Genomic DNA, 16,551 nt, shown 5'->3' with positions numbered 1-16,551 from the left:
GTTCCTCCGCAGATTTTCGCGGAGCCAGAAGTGATGGACATGCCCTCGGCAAACAGCCGCTGGCAACTCAGAGGTTATTATGCGTGGACGTTATACCGCGCTCAGCATCATCGCCCTTGCCGCAGGTGTGGCAGGCGGGGTGTTTCTTGAGCGCCTTTATCTGAACCCGGGCGACGGCAATGCGTCGGGGGGACCAGAAATTCTCTATTGGGTCGCCCCCATGGACCCGAATTTCCGCCAGCCCGGGCCCGGCAAGTCGCCGATGGGAATGGATCTGATACCGGTTTATGCCGGACAGGAACCTTCCGCTGATCCGGCTGAAGTCAACTTGTCGGCGGCCGAGGTCAATGCCATCGGCGTACGTACCGCTTTGGCCCGTGTCGGTGAAATTTCCCGGCAAATCGAAACCGTCGGCTTCGTCGGTTACGACGAACATCTGACCAGTCATGTTCACACCCGGGTGGACGGCTGGATCGAGACGCTGAACATTCGCGCCGTTGGCGATCGGGTGAAAAAGGGCGAAGTGCTGTTCGAGCTGTTTTCGCCCGAATTCGGCATTGCCAGCTTCGATTTCCTGCGCTCGCTTTCGAACGGCAACGGTCTGTCCCTGGAGGCTGCCCGCAACAAGCTGCGCAGTCATGGGGCTTCAGAGGAGCAGATTGCCGAGATCGAGGCAGACGGCAAGGTCGCCCGCAGGATCAAGGTGGTCGCGCCGCGCGACGGGGTCGTTATTGCCCTCGCGGCCGCCGACGGCATGTTCCTGCAGCCCGGCGCTCAGGCCATGTCCATTACGGATCTCGACAAGGTGTGGCTGATTGTGGATGTCTTCGAGCGCGACATCGCGCGTTTGACGGAAGACATGCGTGCGGTCGCCCGCTTCGAACATCTGCCGGGACGGACATTCGAAGGCCAGATCGATTACATTTACCCGGAACTCGATCCAAAAACGCGAACCCTGCCTGTCAGGCTCCTGTTTGACAACGCCGAAGGTCTGTTGCGGCCGAACATGTTCGGCAACGTCAGGCTGTTTCCCAACGAGACCCGCACTGCCGTCACCATTCCCTCGGAAGCCGTCATCCGGACGGGGACAGCGGAGCGTGTTGTCATCAAGGTCGGCGAAGGCACTTTCAAGCCAAGGCTGATATCCACCGGATTGCGTGACAATTTTGGAGAAAACGGGCGTACGGAAGTTGTTCAGGGTCTCGAGCCCGGTGAAGAGGTTGTTGCTTCGGCCCAGTTCCTGATCGACAGCGAAAGCGCGCTCAATGCGGGCTTGATGCGCATGGCGCCGACGAACGAGGTTCCTGCGCGCGGAACCGGTGAACTGGTCGCGCTCGACCGCGAAGCCCGGCTTGCAACCATCCGCCACGACAGTCTGGAAAGTCTCGACTGGCCCGCGATGACAACACGTTTTCCTGTTGCGGCGTCCATCCCTCTCGACCGGTTGAGCGAAGGCCAGCAGGTTTCCTTTAAGGCAGCGCGCGGCGCTGATGGCCTGCTGGGGTTGATCGAGCTCGGGTCAGACGACGGCATTGCAGCCACGGGGTCGGGAACCGTTCTTGCTGTTACAAGCGACGGCAAACTGACGATGGAACATGGTCCGATCCCGGATCTCGGCTGGCCCGCCATGCAAATGGACCTGGATGTCTCGGGCTTCGATCCGCAGTCGGTTCCGGTGAATGTTCCGGTCGAATTCGACCTTGCCAAGGGCGACGGTGGTCTCTTCTCGATCGTGGCGGTAAGGCAGCCGGGCGTTGCCGAGGATCCGTCGGCAAAGCAGGCCGAGGACGTTGCCGACGACACGAAAGCCGAGGCCGCACCCATCGTGGTGTCGGGAACGATCAACTCGATCGATACCGAAAACGCGAAGGCTACAATCACCCATGGCCCCATTGCCGAAATCGGCATGCCTGGCATGACCATGGCATTCGCGGTGGACGAGACCCTGGATCTGGATGCCCTGCCAGTCGGCACGGAAACCACGCTCACCTTTTCAAGGCCGGACGGAATGACAATGGTCCTGGCAAAGGCAGAGCCGGTCACGCCGCCGATGGAAGTCCGCGGCACCATCAATGCCCTTGATCAGGATGCAGGCACGGCCAACATCACTCACGGACCGATGGCTGAGATCGGCATGCCGGGCATGACCATGGATTTTGCCGTTGATCAGACCATTGCCGTTGGTGATTTGCCACTGGATCAGGAACTAACACTCTTGCTCCAGCGCAATCCGGATTTCTCCATGACATTGGTCGGTGTCCGGCATGAGGAGGGCTTGTGATGATTGCCGCAATCATTCGTGCCTCCATCGCCAACCGGGTGATCATGCTGGCAATCGCCGCCATGATCGCCGTCGCCGGTATCTGGGCAATCCGTGAAACGCCCGTCGATGCAATCCCGGATCTTTCGGACGTTCAGGTCATCGTGCGCACGCCCTACGCCGGCCAGGCGCCTCAGGTGGTGGAGGACCAGGTCACATTCCCTATCGCCACGGCGATGCTTGCCGTGCCAGGTGCCAGTGATGTGCGTGGTTTTTCCTTCTTTGGCGACAGCTACGTCTACATCGTTTTCGAGGACGGCACCGATCTTTACTGGGCCAGAACCCGTGTTCTGGAATACCTCGGTCAGATCGCTGCCAACCTGCCTGAAGATGTTTCACCACAGCTTGGCCCGGATGCGACGGGTGTCGGCTGGATTTACCAGTACGCCCTGATAGACCGCACCGGAAATCATGACCTTGCCCAACTGCGTGCCCTTCAGGACTGGTTCCTGAAATACGAACTTCAGACCGTCGACGGCGTCTCGGAAGTCGCCACGATCGGCGGCATGGTGAAGCAATACCAGGTGGTCGTGGACCCCAACAAACTCAGGGCCTACGACATAACGCTGGCGCAGATCCGAGGCGCCATTCAAGCCGCGAACCGGGAAACCGGCGGCAGCGTGATCGAGATGGGCGAAGCCGAATTCATGGTGCGCTCGACCGGTTACGTCGATGAGCTTGCCGATCTTGCCAAGGCGCCGTTGATGGTCAACGACCGCGGTGCGCCGCTGACCCTCGGAGACGTTGCCGACATTCGACTCGGGCCGGAAATGCGCCGTGGTGTCGGTGAATTCGGCGGCGAAGGCGATGCCGTCGGCGGGGTTGTGATCCTGCGCTGGGGCGGCAACGCGCTGGCAGCCATCAAGGCAGTCGAAGCACGGATCGGCGAACTGCGCAGCAGCCTGCCCGAAGGAGTGGAGATCGTCACGACCTACGACCGCTCCGGTGTTATCGAACGTGCGATCGACAATCTTCAGACAAAGCTGACCGAAGAATTCATCGTTGTCATTCTGGTCTGCGCGGCGTTCCTTCTGCACTTGCGCTCGTCGCTCGTCATCCTGTTTTCCCTGCCTCTCGGCATTGCGGCTGCCTTCATCATCATGAAGCTGCAGGGCGTGAATGCGAACATCATGTCGCTTGGCGGCATCGCCATCGCCATCGGCGCGATGGTGGATGCGGCAATCGTCATGATCGAGGCGATGCACCGTCGGCTGGAGCATGAAAAACTGACCGCGGCGAATCGCTGGCGGATCGTGGGGGAATGTGCCTCGGAAGTGGGCCCTGCCCTCTTCTTCTCCCTGGCGATCATCACCGTCAGCTTCCTGCCGGTGTTCGTTCTGGAAAGCCAGGAAGGCAGGCTCTTCAAGCCGTTGGCCTTCACCAAGACCTACGCCATGGCGGCGGCGGCCATACTCTCCATCACGCTGGTTCCGGTGCTGATGGGGTACTTTGTCCGCGGGCGAATTCTTGCGGAGAACAAGAACCCACTCAACCGGATTGTCATCTGGCTCTACCGCCCCTTTCTGGATGCAGCCGTTGCCTGGCCCTGGGCAACGACCATTCTGGCGGGTGTCCTGGTCGCCTCCATGTGGTGGCCCCTTCAGAGGATCGGCACGGAATTCATGCCAGCCCTCAACGAAGGTGACTTCCTTTACATGCCGACACTTTATCCCGGTGTTTCCATCGGCAAGGCGCGTGAGGTTCTTCAGCAGTCCGACCGCCTTATCGCCACCGTACCGGAAGTAAAGACGGTGCACGGCAAGTTGGGCCGTGCCGATACGGCGACAGACCCTGCCCCGCTGACGATGATCGAGACGACCATCCAGCTGAAGCCGCGCGCCGAGTGGCGGGAGGGCATGACGATGGACCGGATCCGGGATGAGCTGGATCAGGCCGTCCAGATACCGGGCGTCACCAACGTGTGGATCCAGCCGATCAAGAACCGCATCGACATGCTGGCAACCGGCATCAAGACCCCTGTCGGGGTCAAGATCACAGGGGCCGATCTTGGCGTCATCGAAAAGATCGGCATTGAAGTCGAAAACGCGGTCGCAGGAATTGATGGCACGGCATCGGCCTACGCCGAGCGGCCCGTCGGGGGACGCTTCATCGAGATCGACGTCGACCGGGAGGCGGCTGCCCGCTTCATGATGAGCGTGCGGGACATCCAGGACGTCGTGCAGACCGCGATTGGCGGCATGCAGGTATCGGAGTCCGTCGAAGGCCTGGAGCGCTTTCCCATCAACCTCCGCTATCCGCAGGACTGGCGCAACAGCCCCGAGCGCTTGCGGGAACTTCCGGTGGTCACGCCGTCCGGTGCCCATATTCCGCTCGGTGCCCTGGCAGAGGTCAGCGTTGTCGACGGACCGGGCATGATCCGGTCTGAAAACGCCCGGCGCACCGGGTTCGTCTTCATCGACATCACCGGCCGGGATCTGGGCGGCTACGTTGATGAAGCGCGCAGGACGGTTGCGGAGAAGGTGCAACTGCCTCCCGGCTATTCGATCGCCTGGTCGGGCCAGTATGAGTACATCGAACGCATGCAGGAACGCCTGAAGCTGGTGGCTCCGGCGACCTTGCTGATCATCACGCTCATGCTGTTCATGGCGTTCAACCGGGTCATTGAAGTCGGCATCATCCTTGCCGCACTTCCCGTTGCGCTGGCCGGAGGTGTGTGGTTTCTCTGGTACCTGGATTTCGACATGTCGGTCGCGGTGATCGTCGGCTTCATCGCCCTTGCCGGCGTTGCGGTCGAGACAGCCATCGTGATGCTGCTCTACCTCAACCTGGCCTGGGAAAAACGCAAGAAGCTTGCGGCCGCCGAGGCCCGCTCCCTGACGGTTGTCGACGTAGAGGAAGTGGTTTTCGAAGGTGCGCTTTTGCGCGTGCGGCCAAAGGTGATGACCGTTGCGACGATCTTTGCCGGGCTGATCCCGATCATGTACGGCGACGGCACGGGCTCGGAAATCATGCAGCGGATCGCAGCCCCCATGGTTGGTGGCATGGCAACCGCCACCCTTCTGACCCTCTTCGTCATTCCCGCCATTTTCACGATCTGGAAGCGGCTTGCTCTCTCGCGGGTCAACCGTGAGCTGAGCATAGCCACCCCGGACATCAAAGGTGCGGTGCAGCCGGCCGAATGATTTTGCAACTCACAAACAAACCCCAAGAAAGGCAACTGAAATGAAGACCCTCATCCTCGCAGCGTTCCTGTCCATGGCGGCCACCCCGGCTGTCCTTGCCCAGTCGTCGCATAGCGGCATGGATCATTCCAACATGCCCATGACAGCCGAACAGATGGACGGCGCGGTCCACGCCAATGCCGTCGTCAACTCCATCGGCGACGGGACTGCAAACGTCAGCCACGATCCGATTCCGGAAATCGGCTGGCCGGCCATGACGATGGATCTGCCCCTTCTGGAAGGCGCAGAGATGTCGGATGATCTCACCCCAGGCGACAGCGTGATCCTGATGCTGGTGAAAGGCGACGACGGCATGTATGCCATCGGCGGAATGATGCCGAAGTAAGATTTCGGACAAACGGCAGCAGCCCATGACACCTGCCTCGGGCTGCTGCCAATACCCTTCCAGTACCCTTCCGCCTTCCCCAAATAGGGGTTGGTGAAATACGCAATTCCGTTTTCCCCTGATGCCGGTTCAGAACGCAATAAAGACATCGGGCTTGATAAGACTGGGACCAGAGCGATCGTTCTCTTGTCCTGATTTTTCAGGCTCTCTTTAATGGCTTTGTTGTTTTCTCGTTTGACCGACGTTCAGGTCTTACCGGTTCAGGGAAACGAAATGAAAGAGTCTTTGGGACGGATTTTTGCCGCACGTGATTGGCGGGTGGCGGCGTTCGCGGTTGTTGCCTGTATTGCATTGTCTCCAGGTGCAGCCCAGGCAGAAAGCATGACGTTCGAAAACGTCTGCAAGGGCAACAACGCGGCATCCTGTTATGTGCGAGCCGAAGGGCAGATTACCGCGGACACGCCCGCGCTCTTTTCCAGCTACCTGAAGAATGAGCATTCCGACGGCAACAAGGTTCTGCTGCACAGCCCCGGCGGTAGTCTGATTGCCGGCCTGGAACTGGGAGAGCTGATCCGTGCCAGGGGAATGGAGACGGAAATCGGCATCTGGAAGTCCGAGGGCACATTCGGGGACACGGTGGACGGCGGCTACTGCATGAGCGCGTGTTCCTACGCGTTCCTGGGAGGTGAAGTCAGACGTATTCCGGACGGCAACCGTCTCGGCTTCCACCAGTTCTACCTGTCCGGAGAGAGGGCTGGCCAGGTGCCGTCCAGCCAGGTGGACCAGGCACTGATGTCCGCGCAGGAATTGTCCAGCCGGATTGTACGTTACCTTCTGGAAATGGGAATCGATGCTCGCATCTTCGTTCTCGGCACGGGTGCGAAACCGGACGACATGTTCGTTCCCGACGCGGCGCAGCTTGAGGAATTTGCCCTTGTCACGCCGGAAGGGTTCGGGGCGTTCTTTCTGGAGCCCTACAAGCAGGGTCTGGTGGCAGCAAGCAAGCGCAAGAGCGCCACGCGCCTTTATGATCTCGCGAGCCAGTTTTCCAGCTATTGCCGCAAGAACAAGCCCTACGTCCTGATCACGACCGATGGCGGTATTCTGAACCCTGATGACCTGCCGACGACAAGCATCAACATGTTTTCAAAAGGACGTGGCATCACGGCGACAGCCACCAAGGATATCCTTCGGGTTGTCGGTGACAGCAGCGTCGAGGTCGAAATCAACGACAAGGTTGTTGAACTGCTGTCGGTTACCGAGCGGATCGAGTTCAGCCTGTTTCTTGGAATGTCGTCCGGTGGCGAGGTGCGCGGGGCGATCGATCTGAGCGACATGGACCGCAAGATCATCGCCGCCAGCTTCCGTTTTTGCATCGGCTAGGAAGGTGAGCCCGACAAAAGGGCTCATCAGATAAACGCGACATTGTTGAACTGGCTTCAAGGTGTTGATTTCAGCGCATTTTCGCCGAATTTTGCATGTCTGACGGTCGATCGGAGGTGGCTCAAAGGTGGAGAATGACAGGGTTTGGATAGAGACTGTTAACCTTATTTTCCTACATCTCTCCCAAAGGCGTTCAACCCGAAACACTAGTCTTCTTTGTCCATGCGTATTTCCCGGAAGAATTTCTCACTTTCGAATTCGAACGATGCCGGCCAGCCAGCTTCAACCTATGATTCCAGTCGGAAAGCGCAGGGCGAAAACCCGCTCGGGCAACCCGCCGCCACAGATGGTGAACGGGTGCCTGAGACGCGCCGGTTGCCACATGTTGCAGGCAATCCGCAGCAGCAGACAGGAGATGGAAACCAGGGGGTGGAAACCCCTTCGGACGAATCCTGCCAGAGCTATTTCTACCTTGCACCCAACGTTCGCTTCACCCGGACGCCAGACCGCGGTTCAAAGCAGCGATCTGCACCGGTAGAAAACGCGAGCGAAGTCAGCGCCAGTGAAACTGTACCCCCGGTCGAGGTAGAGCCCGTTGCGCAGCAGCCGCTGGTCGCGCCAAACCCCTCCCCTGTTATGCCCGCAACCATGCCAGTTGCACAGGTGATTGGTCAGCCCGCCGATAGTGGGCCTGTGAATGTGCAGGCGCCTGCCAATGACGCGCATTCTTCCACGGCGCACCTTGGTTTCCTGTCCGATCACGCCTTCTTTGAATTCATGTCCGACGACACCATCACTCCGCAGCCGGCTGCAGAAGTGCCTGCGCAGAGGGTCGTGGAGCCGGTACGAGCCGTGAGGACGGTTTACGAGGAGGTGCCTGTCGCGGGACAGGTGGCGCGGCCACCGGAGGGAATCGTGTCGCTGTACAAGGTCGTGGAATGCAACGGTTCTGCATCCCCCACGCCTGCACCTTCCTCTTCCAGACCGATTGCCGCAAGGCCAGCAAACCCGTCTCCGCAGCCGGCCGGCCAAAGGCCGGCAGCACAGCAAAACCCGGAAGGCAATCAGGACGCTGCCGGTCGGTCACGAGTGTCGATTTCGATGCCAAGCCCCACACCCCGGTCCTTGTCCTCCAGCACGCATGCTCTGCCGCCGATCGGTGCGGGATCGGGTCAACAATCGCTGTTCGGCAGCTACGAGTTCCCGTCCGGCGATCTGCTGCAACTGCCGCAGGATGGTCCGGGCTTCCAGATGACGCAGGAGCAACTGGAACGGAATGCGGGGCTTCTGGAAAGCGTTCTGGAAGACTTCAAGGTGCGCGGCGAGATCATCCACGTGCGCCCCGGGCCTGTGGTTACCCTTTACGAGTTCGAACCGGCCCCGGGAATCAAGTCCTCGCGCATCGTCAACCTCGCCGATGACATTGCCCGTTCCATGTCGGCCATCTCCGCCCGTGTTGCGGTCGTGCCCGGCCGGAACGTCATCGGGATCGAGCTGCCGAATACGGAGCGTGAAACCGTCTACTTCCGCGAATTGATCGATTCGACCAACTTCCGCGCGACCAGCTGCAAGCTTGCGCTTAGCCTCGGCAAGACGATTGGCGGGGAGCCGGTTGTTGCCGATCTTGCGAAGATGCCGCATCTGCTGGTCGCCGGAACGACCGGCTCGGGCAAGTCGGTTGCCATCAACACGATGATCCTGTCGCTGCTCTACCGTCTGAAGCCGGAAGAGTGCCGCTTGATCATGGTAGATCCGAAGATGCTGGAACTGTCCATCTACGACGACATTCCGCACCTGCTGACGCCTGTCGTCACCGATCCGAAAAAGGCCGTGACAGCTCTCAAATGGGCCGTGCGCGAAATGGAGGATCGCTACAGGAAGATGGCACGGCTTGGCGTGCGCAACATCAACGGTTTCAACCAGCGTGCCGCCGCTGCAAGTCAGAAGGGTGAACCGGTTATCGTGTCCGTGCAAACCGGGTTCGACCGCGATACGGGGGAACCGGTCTACGAGCAGCAGGAAATGGACCTCGCTCCGATGCCGTACATCGTCATCATCGTTGACGAGATGGCGGATTTGATGATGGTCGCCGGCAAGGAAATCGAAGGCGCTATCCAGCGTCTGGCGCAGATGGCCCGCGCCGCAGGCATTCATCTCATCATGGCGACACAGCGTCCTTCGGTCGACGTGATCACCGGCACGATCAAGGCTAACTTCCCGACCCGGATTTCCTTCCAGGTCACCTCGAAGATCGACAGCCGCACGATCCTCGGCGAGCAGGGTGCGGAACAGCTGCTCGGCATGGGCGACATGCTGCATATGTCGGGTGGCGGACGTATCAACCGTGTCCATGGCGCCTTCGTCTCGGACGAGGAAGTCGAACAGGTTGTCGCTCACCTGAAAAGCCAGGGGCGGCCCGCATACCTTGAAACCGTAACCGCGGAAGAAGAGGAAGAGCTGGAAGAAGACGAAGCAGTCTTCGACAAGGGTGCCATCGCGTCCGAAGACGGTGATGACCTCTACGACAAGGCGGTGAAGATCGTCCTGCGCGACAAGCGCTGCTCAACCTCGTATATCCAGCGCCGCCTCGGCATCGGGTACAACCGTGCGGCTACCCTGGTCGAGAAAATGGAAAACGAAGGCCTTGTCGGTGCGCCCAACCACGTCGGCAAGCGCGAGATCCTGGCCGGCAAGAGAGAGCAGCCGAGCGAAGAATAGGTACGCAGTACGATTGGCGATGCCGATCTAGTGCTGCGTCTCCTGGTGCCTGGAAAGACAATCCAGGATGAAATCCGCTCGCTTCCCGACATCCGTCTTCGGCAAGATGATTTTCTCGTAGCCAAGTTGGCCGTAGGCATCGAGTAATCGCTGGTATTCTCCGATAGCTTCATCCAGGCCGTGCTGCCGGTCGGCGTCTATGGCGTAAATCTCCGGCCAGGGCGGTGTCAGAAAGACCTGAAAATGAAATCGGCTTGTTTTGCCGAGGGTGTCTGACACGGCTACGCCGGTCGTGAATTCCAGGGCAACAGCTGCGTCGATCAGGCCCCGGTCGAAGAAGACCCATCCTTCAGCGCTGTTCAATCGCTCCCTGTCACGGACTGACATGTCGATCGCTCTTCTGGCGAAGGCTTCGAGATTGACCCAGGGAAGCGCCCTCCCCTCAGCTTGTTGCTCTTCGGCGACGATCCTCCTGCCGGGTTCCGGCACGGTTTCGAAACCCCGTCGTTCCAGTTCCGCCAAAAGCGTTGACTTTCCGCCACCCGAACATCCGGACAGGATGACGTTCCGGCGGTAGGTATCGTTTGGCATCATGATTTCCTTATCAGATGCGGGCATCTGGACTGTCAGGCGACACCCTTTGTTGGAGAGCGTCGCCATCACGGCAAAAGCTACGTTAAGCCTTGCCCACGTTTTGCCGCTGGACGCCAAGTCCTTCAATGCCCAGCTCGATCACCTCTCCGCCCTTCAGATAGATTGGCGGTTTCTGTCCCATGCCGACGCCCGGAGGCGTGCCGGTGGAAATGATGTCGCCCGGCTGCAGGCTCATGAACCGGCTGACATAGCTGACCAGGTGGGCGACACCGAAGACCATGGTCTCCGTCGACCCGTCCTGATAGCGCTTGCCGTCGACGTCCAGCCACATCTTCAGGTTCTGCGGATCGGAAACTTCGTCCCGGGTCACCAGCCAGGGCCCTGTCGGGCCGAAGGTGTCGCATCCCTTGCCCTTGTCCCAGGTGCCGCCGCGTTCGATCTGGAATTCGCGTTCGGAAACATCGTTGATGACGCAATATCCCGCGACGTGGTCAAGGGCTTCTGCTTCCTCGATGTAGCTGCCGCCCTTGCCGATCACGACACCAAGTTCGACTTCCCAGTCGGTCTTGACCGATCCGCGCGGGATCTTCACGTCGTCATTGGGTCCGCAGATCGCGCTTGTCGCCTTCAGGAAGATCACCGGTTCCTTGGGCACTTCCGCACCGGTTTCGGCGGCATGGTCGGAATAGTTGAGGCCAATGCAGATGAACTTGCCGACATGACCCACGCAGGGACCGATACGGCCTTCCTCGAGCAACGGCAGGGTGGCCGGATCTACGGATGCGATTTTCGCCAGCCCGTCCGGCGTCAGCGTGTCGCCGGCAATGTCGGAAACGAGAGCGGAGAGATCCCGCGGCCGGTTATCACTGTCCAGAATGGCGGGCTTTTCCCGTCCGGCGTCTCCAATGCGGAGAAGTTTCATGGGGTTATCCTTGGTTTTGATGTGTGGCTTGTGACATCAGGCGGCGTCTGCGCCACCGTCTCGAAAGATGTGATGTTCGATGGAGGCCGGTTTCATCTCCACGGAAAAACCCGGCATCTGCGGCGGCATATAGGCGGCATTGCGGATGATGCAGGGGTCGACGAAATGTTCGTGGAGATGATCGACATATTCGATCACGCGCCCTTCCCTGGTTCCGGAAACCGCAACGAAGTCGATCATCGACAGATGCTGCACATACTCGCAAAGACCGACGCCGCCGGCATGCGGCCAGACGGGAGTGCCGAATTTGGCTGCCATCAGCAGAACGCTGAGAACCTCGTTGAGACCGCCCATCCGGCAGGCGTCGATCTGCACGATGTCGATGGCACCGCCTGCGATCATCTGCTTGAAGACGATCCGGTTCTGGCACATTTCACCGGTTGCCACCTTCACCGGCGTCACCGCTTCGCGGATCGCACGATGGCCGGCGATGTCATCCGGGCTGGTTGGTTCTTCGATGAAGTAGGGTTTGGCAAACGCGAGTTGCTGTACCCAGTCGATGGCCTGTCCGACGTCCCACACCTGGTTGGCATCGATCATGAGGAACCGTTCGGGCCCGAGCTCCTCCCGGGCGATCCTCAGCCGGCGGATGTCATCGGCGAGATCGCGCCCGACCTTGAGTTTTACGTGGGTATACCCAGCCTCGACCGCTTCCCGGCACAGCCGGCGCAGCTTGTCGTCGGGATAGCCGAGCCAGCCCGCCGAAGTGGTATAACAGGGATAGCCATGTGCTTCGAGCTGCGCGATCCGTTCCGCCTTGCCCGGTTCCGCCGCTTTCAGGATGGCAAGTGCCTCTTCCGGCGTGATCGCATCGGTCAGGTAGCGGAAATCAATGATGGAAACGATCTCTTCCGGGCTCATGTCCGCGACAAGACGCCAGACCGGTTTGCCGGCCTGTTTGGCCAAGAGGTCCCAGACGGCATTGACGACGGCGCCGGTGGCGAGATGCATGGCGCCCTTGTCCGGTCCGATCCAGCGCAACTGGCTGTCCGAGGTCACGTGACGCCAGAAGCGGCCGGGGTTTTCGGAGATCCAGGCAAGATCAAGCCCTGTCACCAGGTGGCCCATGGCCTCGATTGCGGCAACGCAGATGTCATTCCCGCGCCCGATGGTGAAGGTCAGGCCATGGCCATCAAGGCCGTCGTCGTCGGTTTGAAGGACGACATAGGCCGCGGAATAGTCCGGATCGGGGTTCATGGCGTCCGAACCGTCCAGGGTTTCGGACGTCGGAAAGCGGAGATCGTACGTCTTCAGACCGGTGATTGTCGTCACGGGTTCACGTCCTCAATGAAATGTCAGATGGTCCAGCCGCCGTCGATGGCATAGGCCTGCCCGGTGGTATAGGTCGCGTTGGCAAGATGAACCGCGAGATCAGCGATCTCTTCCGGCGTACCGATCCTGCCGATCGGCTGGCGCGCGATGAAGGCGGCCCGGGCGGCTTCATAGTCGCCCTGGGCGCGCAAACGGTCCTGCAGCGAAGGGCTTTCCACCGTGCCCGGGCAGATCGCGTTGCAACGGATGTTCTGCGCCACAAAATCGGCGGCAACCGCCTTGGTCAGGCCGATCACGGCCGCTTTCGTGGTAGTGTAGACGAAGCGGTTCGGCACGCCTTTCATGGAACTTGCGACGGATGCCATGTTGATGATGGCGCCGCCTCCCCGTTCCAGCATTGCCGGCAGCACAGCCCGAATGGTCCGGATCATTGAGCGCACGTTGAGGTCGACCGCAAAGTCGAAGTCCTCGTCTTTCATGTCAAGGATCGAGCCTGCATGAACGAAACCCGCCCCGTTGAAGAGGACGTCCACCGGGCCGGTTTCGGCAACGACGGTCTGTACGTCCATATCCTTCAAAACGTCGAGGCGACGGGTTTCGATCCCTGCTGATCCTTCGAGTTCGGAAAGGGCCGTTTCGTTGATGTCCGTTGCCACAACCTTCGCGCCCCTGGCGGCAAAGGCGAGCGCCGTCGCGCGTCCGATCCCCTGTCCCGCGGCTGTCACCAGAACGGTCTTGTCCTTCACCCAGTCTGTCATGTCGGCTCCATCTGCCCCTCAGGCGGGCTTGTTCTTTCGTTCAACGATGTGGATGTGATCGGCGACGAGAACCACTTCGTCGCTTTGATTGAGAACTTCCGTCCGTTCGACCACGCGGCCGAATGCCGGGCGTTTCGGGTCATCGTCCTTGGCAACGATGGTCACGCGCGAACGGATGGTGTCTCCGATGAAAACCGGCTTCACGAAGCGCATCCGGTCGTAGCCATAGGAGAAGGCAACAGGGTTTATGATGCTGGCGGTCAGGCCGACGCCGATGGCGAACACCATGGTGCCGTGGGCAATCCGCTGGCCGAAGGGCTGGGTCTTCATGAACTCCGCGTCCATGTGATGCGGAAAGAAGTCTCCGGTATGGCCTGCGTGGACCACGAAGTCGGTTTCGGTAATCGTGCGGCCATAGGTGATGCGCTCATGGCCGAGCTCATACTCTTCGAAATAGGTCGTTTGTTCCATGACTTATGGTCTTTGTGCGAGTGGAGTTGCAGGGGACGTGGAGGAGGCATAGGCCGCTTCCACCAGAGCCATCGTGTTCCAGGCGTCTTCGACCGAACTCACCAGCTCGGCGTCCTCGCCGGACGCAAAGCGCTGGAGATTTGCCATGCGGCCGACGAAAGCGTCCGGGAACCAGGCCCCTTTCAGGGGGACGGGGATCCACTCGTCTCCACCCTTGGGGCGGATCTCCAGGATGTCCGGTTCGCCGTTCGGATAGTCGAGATTGACACCGAGCTGCAGATAGGCAGCGCCTTCCGTGCCACACACTCGGAACTCGCAAGCCTGGTGCCGGCGGCCGAACTTGTGATCGTGATTGATGGAGAGCGCACAACGCACCTTGTCGCCGTAGTCGAGGATCGCGCTGGTGCGGGTCTGGGCCATTTCATGGGACGGATGGCCGAGCGATTTCGCGTGCACGCCTTTCGGGTCCCCAAGCACCTGCCGGATCAAGTCGAGATAATGGATCGAATGCATGGTGATCTCGATCCGGGGCAGTCCTTTCAAGAAGGCCCAGAGCTCCCAGGGCGTGGCGAGAGCCAGCCAGGCATCGAAATCGACAACTTCTCCAAGCCAGCCCTTGGCGATGGCGTCCTTGAGGGCGAGCATCATCGGTGCGAAGCGGAGCTGGAAGTTGACGGCGGCGATCAGTTTGCGCTCGCGGCAGATCCTGAGAATATCCGTTGCCTGGTCCAGGTCGCTGCCCATGGGCTTCTGGATCAGCACCGGGGCCCCTTCCGGTAGCAGGCCGAGGACATCGGCATGCACCTGTGGCGGAGTGGCAAGGTCGAAGACCGCACCCGGCACACTGGCTGCTTCCTCCGCGCTGGCAAAGGCCTTGATGCCCCATTGATCCGCCAGAGCCTGCGCTTTGCCGGCATCCGGGTCATAAAGTCCCGCAATCGGAAAGCCGCCTTTCCTGTAAGCGGGGAAATGGGCATCACCGACGATGGAGCCTGCGCCGAAAGTCACGATGGGGCGTGGATTGGCGGGCCTTGGCCAGTCCTGGGAAAGGCTGGCCGGATCGAAAGCTTCAGTCATGATGGAAGACCTCTTCCATCATCGCCCACCACTCGCCGTCCTTTCGGGAGTCGAGCGGCTTCTGGCAGGGCATGCAGACACCCCACCATTCCTGCGTTTTCGGATCGGCGGCCATCTTCGCGGCATCGGCCTCAAAGTCCGTGCCGTGATATTCCCAGTAGCCGAAGAGCAGATTTTCCGGCTCCTTCAGGAAGATGGAATAATTCCGGATGTTGCATTTGGAGATCATGTCGAGGATCTCCGGCCAGACCGCAGCGTGCAACCGCTTGTATTCGGCAACTTTCCCCGGCTCGAGACCGATCACCATGCCCATGCGCTGCATGACCTACGCCTCCTGCCGGGTGATTGTGCTGGTGAACTCGGGAATGCTCTTTCCGCGCACCGCGTCCCAGTCCCAATCAATGCCGATGCCCGGTTCCACGGGTGCGAGCGCATGGCCGTTTTCAATTGTCATACGGCTATTGGTCAGTTCGTCGAGCTGCGGAATGTACTCGACGTATTTGCCGTTCTGCACGGCACAGGTCAGGCTGACGTGCAGCTCCATCAGGAAGTGCGGACAGATCGGCATGTCGAAGGCTTCCGCAGCATGGGCAACCTTCAGCCAGGGGGTGATGCCGCCGATCCGTCCGGCATCGACCTGCACCACAGAGCATGCTCCGGCCTGCATGTATTCCCGGAAATGCCGGATCGAATAGAGCGACTCGCCGACAGCGACCGGCGTCGAAGTTCTCTGCGACAGGCGCACATGGCCACCGATGTCGTCGGCGGGTAGCGGTTCCTCGAACCAGGCAAGGTCCAGGTCCCGCAGGCGGTCGGCGCGCCGGATGGCTTCATCGACGGTGAAGCCCTGATTGCAGTCGGTCATGATCTCATAGCCGTCACCGACGGCGGCACGCACGGCGGCAAGCCGCTCGTAGTCCTCGGAGACATGCGGGCGGCCGATCTTGACCTTCGATCCGGTAAAGCCCTTTGCCTTGGCCGCAAGAGCATCCTCGACCAGGGCTTCGGTTTCGATATGCAGCCAGCCGCCTTCGGTCGTATACAGCGGGCAACGGTCCTTGGCTCCACCCGCCAGCTTCCAGAGCGGCAGCCCCATCTTGCGCGCACGCAAGTCCCAGAGGGCCGTGTCGATGGCGGCAAGCGCAATGGAGGAAATGGCGCCGATCGTGGTAGCGTGGGTGAAGAACTCCAGTTCGTGCCAGATGCCCTCGATCATGTCTGCGTCACGGCCGATCAGAACCGGGGCGAGATGGTCCGCAAGAAGCCGCATGACCGACGATCCACCGGTGCCGATCGTATAGCTGTAGCCTGTGCCCGTCGCACCGTCCGCATCGGTGATCGTGACGATCGGTGTTTCCTGGCTGACGAAACTCTGGATCGCATCGGTTCGCTTGACCTTCGGAACCAGGTCGACCATGCGCAGTTCGACTTTTTCAATCCGTGCCATG

13 protein-coding genes are annotated in these 16,551 nt (G+C 60.3%); 5 read left to right on the top strand and 8 right to left on the bottom strand.

Annotation, left to right across the window (positions count from 1 at the left end):
- Positions 1 to 79: 79 nt before the first annotated feature.
- From Q666_RS37260 to Q666_RS37240, 5 genes are all read left to right on the top strand, one after another.
- Positions 80 to 2,281, top strand: coding sequence for an efflux RND transporter periplasmic adaptor subunit (locus Q666_RS37260; protein ID WP_023001338.1), 2,202 nt, complete (start codon positions 80 to 82; stop codon positions 2,279 to 2,281).
- Complete coding sequence (locus Q666_RS37255; RefSeq protein WP_023001337.1) at positions 2,281 to 5,463, top strand: CusA/CzcA family heavy metal efflux RND transporter; 3,183 nt, start codon at positions 2,281 to 2,283, stop codon at positions 5,461 to 5,463. The genes Q666_RS37260 and Q666_RS37255 overlap by 1 nt, the downstream gene beginning before the upstream one ends.
- Before the next feature lie 40 nt (positions 5,464 to 5,503).
- Positions 5,504 to 5,848, top strand: a complete 345-nt coding sequence (locus Q666_RS37250; RefSeq protein WP_023001336.1) for a copper-binding protein — start codon at positions 5,504 to 5,506, stop codon at positions 5,846 to 5,848.
- Between the two features lie 273 nt (positions 5,849 to 6,121).
- Entirely contained in the window at positions 6,122 to 7,231 is a 1,110-nt protein-coding gene (locus tag Q666_RS64695) for a hypothetical protein (protein WP_152533265.1), read from the top strand.
- Positions 7,232 to 7,453: 222 nt separating this feature from the next.
- Positions 7,454 to 9,949, top strand: coding sequence for a DNA translocase FtsK (locus tag Q666_RS37240; protein ID WP_023001334.1), 2,496 nt, complete (start codon positions 7,454 to 7,456; stop codon positions 9,947 to 9,949).
- A 27-nt stretch (positions 9,950 to 9,976) separates the two neighbouring features.
- Here Q666_RS37240 and Q666_RS37235 read toward each other — a convergent pair whose 3' ends face one another.
- The 8 genes from Q666_RS37235 to Q666_RS37200 are packed head-to-tail and all read right to left on the bottom strand — an operon-like array spanning position 9,977 to position 16,550.
- Positions 9,977 to 10,567, bottom strand: coding sequence for an AAA family ATPase (locus Q666_RS37235; protein ID WP_081713181.1), 591 nt, complete (start codon positions 10,565 to 10,567; stop codon positions 9,977 to 9,979).
- 58 nt (positions 10,568 to 10,625) lie between these two features.
- Positions 10,626 to 11,465, bottom strand: a complete 840-nt coding sequence (locus Q666_RS37230; protein ID WP_023001332.1) for a fumarylacetoacetate hydrolase family protein — start codon at positions 11,463 to 11,465, stop codon at positions 10,626 to 10,628.
- Between the two features lie 36 nt (positions 11,466 to 11,501).
- Complete coding sequence (locus Q666_RS37225; RefSeq protein WP_023001331.1) at positions 11,502 to 12,797, bottom strand: L-fuconate dehydratase; 1,296 nt, start codon at positions 12,795 to 12,797, stop codon at positions 11,502 to 11,504.
- Between the two features lie 23 nt (positions 12,798 to 12,820).
- Positions 12,821 to 13,555 carry an SDR family oxidoreductase gene (locus Q666_RS37220; RefSeq protein ID WP_023001330.1) on the bottom strand — a complete coding sequence of 245 codons (735 nt, stop codon included), beginning with the start codon at positions 13,553 to 13,555 and terminating at the stop codon, positions 12,821 to 12,823.
- A gap of 18 nt (positions 13,556 to 13,573) precedes the next feature.
- Positions 13,574 to 14,026 carry a MaoC/PaaZ C-terminal domain-containing protein gene (locus tag Q666_RS37215; protein WP_023001329.1) on the bottom strand — a complete coding sequence of 151 codons (453 nt, stop codon included), beginning with the start codon at positions 14,024 to 14,026 and terminating at the stop codon, positions 13,574 to 13,576.
- 3 nt (positions 14,027 to 14,029) lie between these two features.
- Positions 14,030 to 15,103, bottom strand: coding sequence for a Gfo/Idh/MocA family oxidoreductase (locus Q666_RS37210; RefSeq protein WP_023001328.1), 1,074 nt, complete (start codon positions 15,101 to 15,103; stop codon positions 14,030 to 14,032).
- The gene (locus tag Q666_RS37205; protein WP_023001327.1) at positions 15,096 to 15,425 is read right to left on the bottom strand and encodes an L-rhamnose mutarotase; all 330 of its coding nucleotides are present in this window, start codon (positions 15,423 to 15,425) and stop codon (positions 15,096 to 15,098) included. Before Q666_RS37205 ends, Q666_RS37210 begins: the two co-directional genes overlap by 8 nt.
- 3 nt (positions 15,426 to 15,428) lie before the next feature.
- Positions 15,429 to 16,550 (bottom strand): mandelate racemase/muconate lactonizing enzyme family protein, encoded by a 1,122-nt coding sequence (locus tag Q666_RS37200; RefSeq protein WP_023001326.1) that lies wholly within the window; start codon positions 16,548 to 16,550, stop codon positions 15,429 to 15,431.
- Position 16,551 lies beyond the last annotated feature (1 nt).

The sequence above is a fragment of the Labrenzia sp. C1B70 genome (genome assembly GCF_000475395.1).
GTDB classification, from domain to species: Bacteria; Pseudomonadota; Alphaproteobacteria; order Rhizobiales; family Stappiaceae; genus Roseibium; species Roseibium algicola.
The sequence above is the reverse complement of the archived record's forward strand: the minus strand, read 5'-3'. Positions and strand labels throughout refer to the sequence as shown.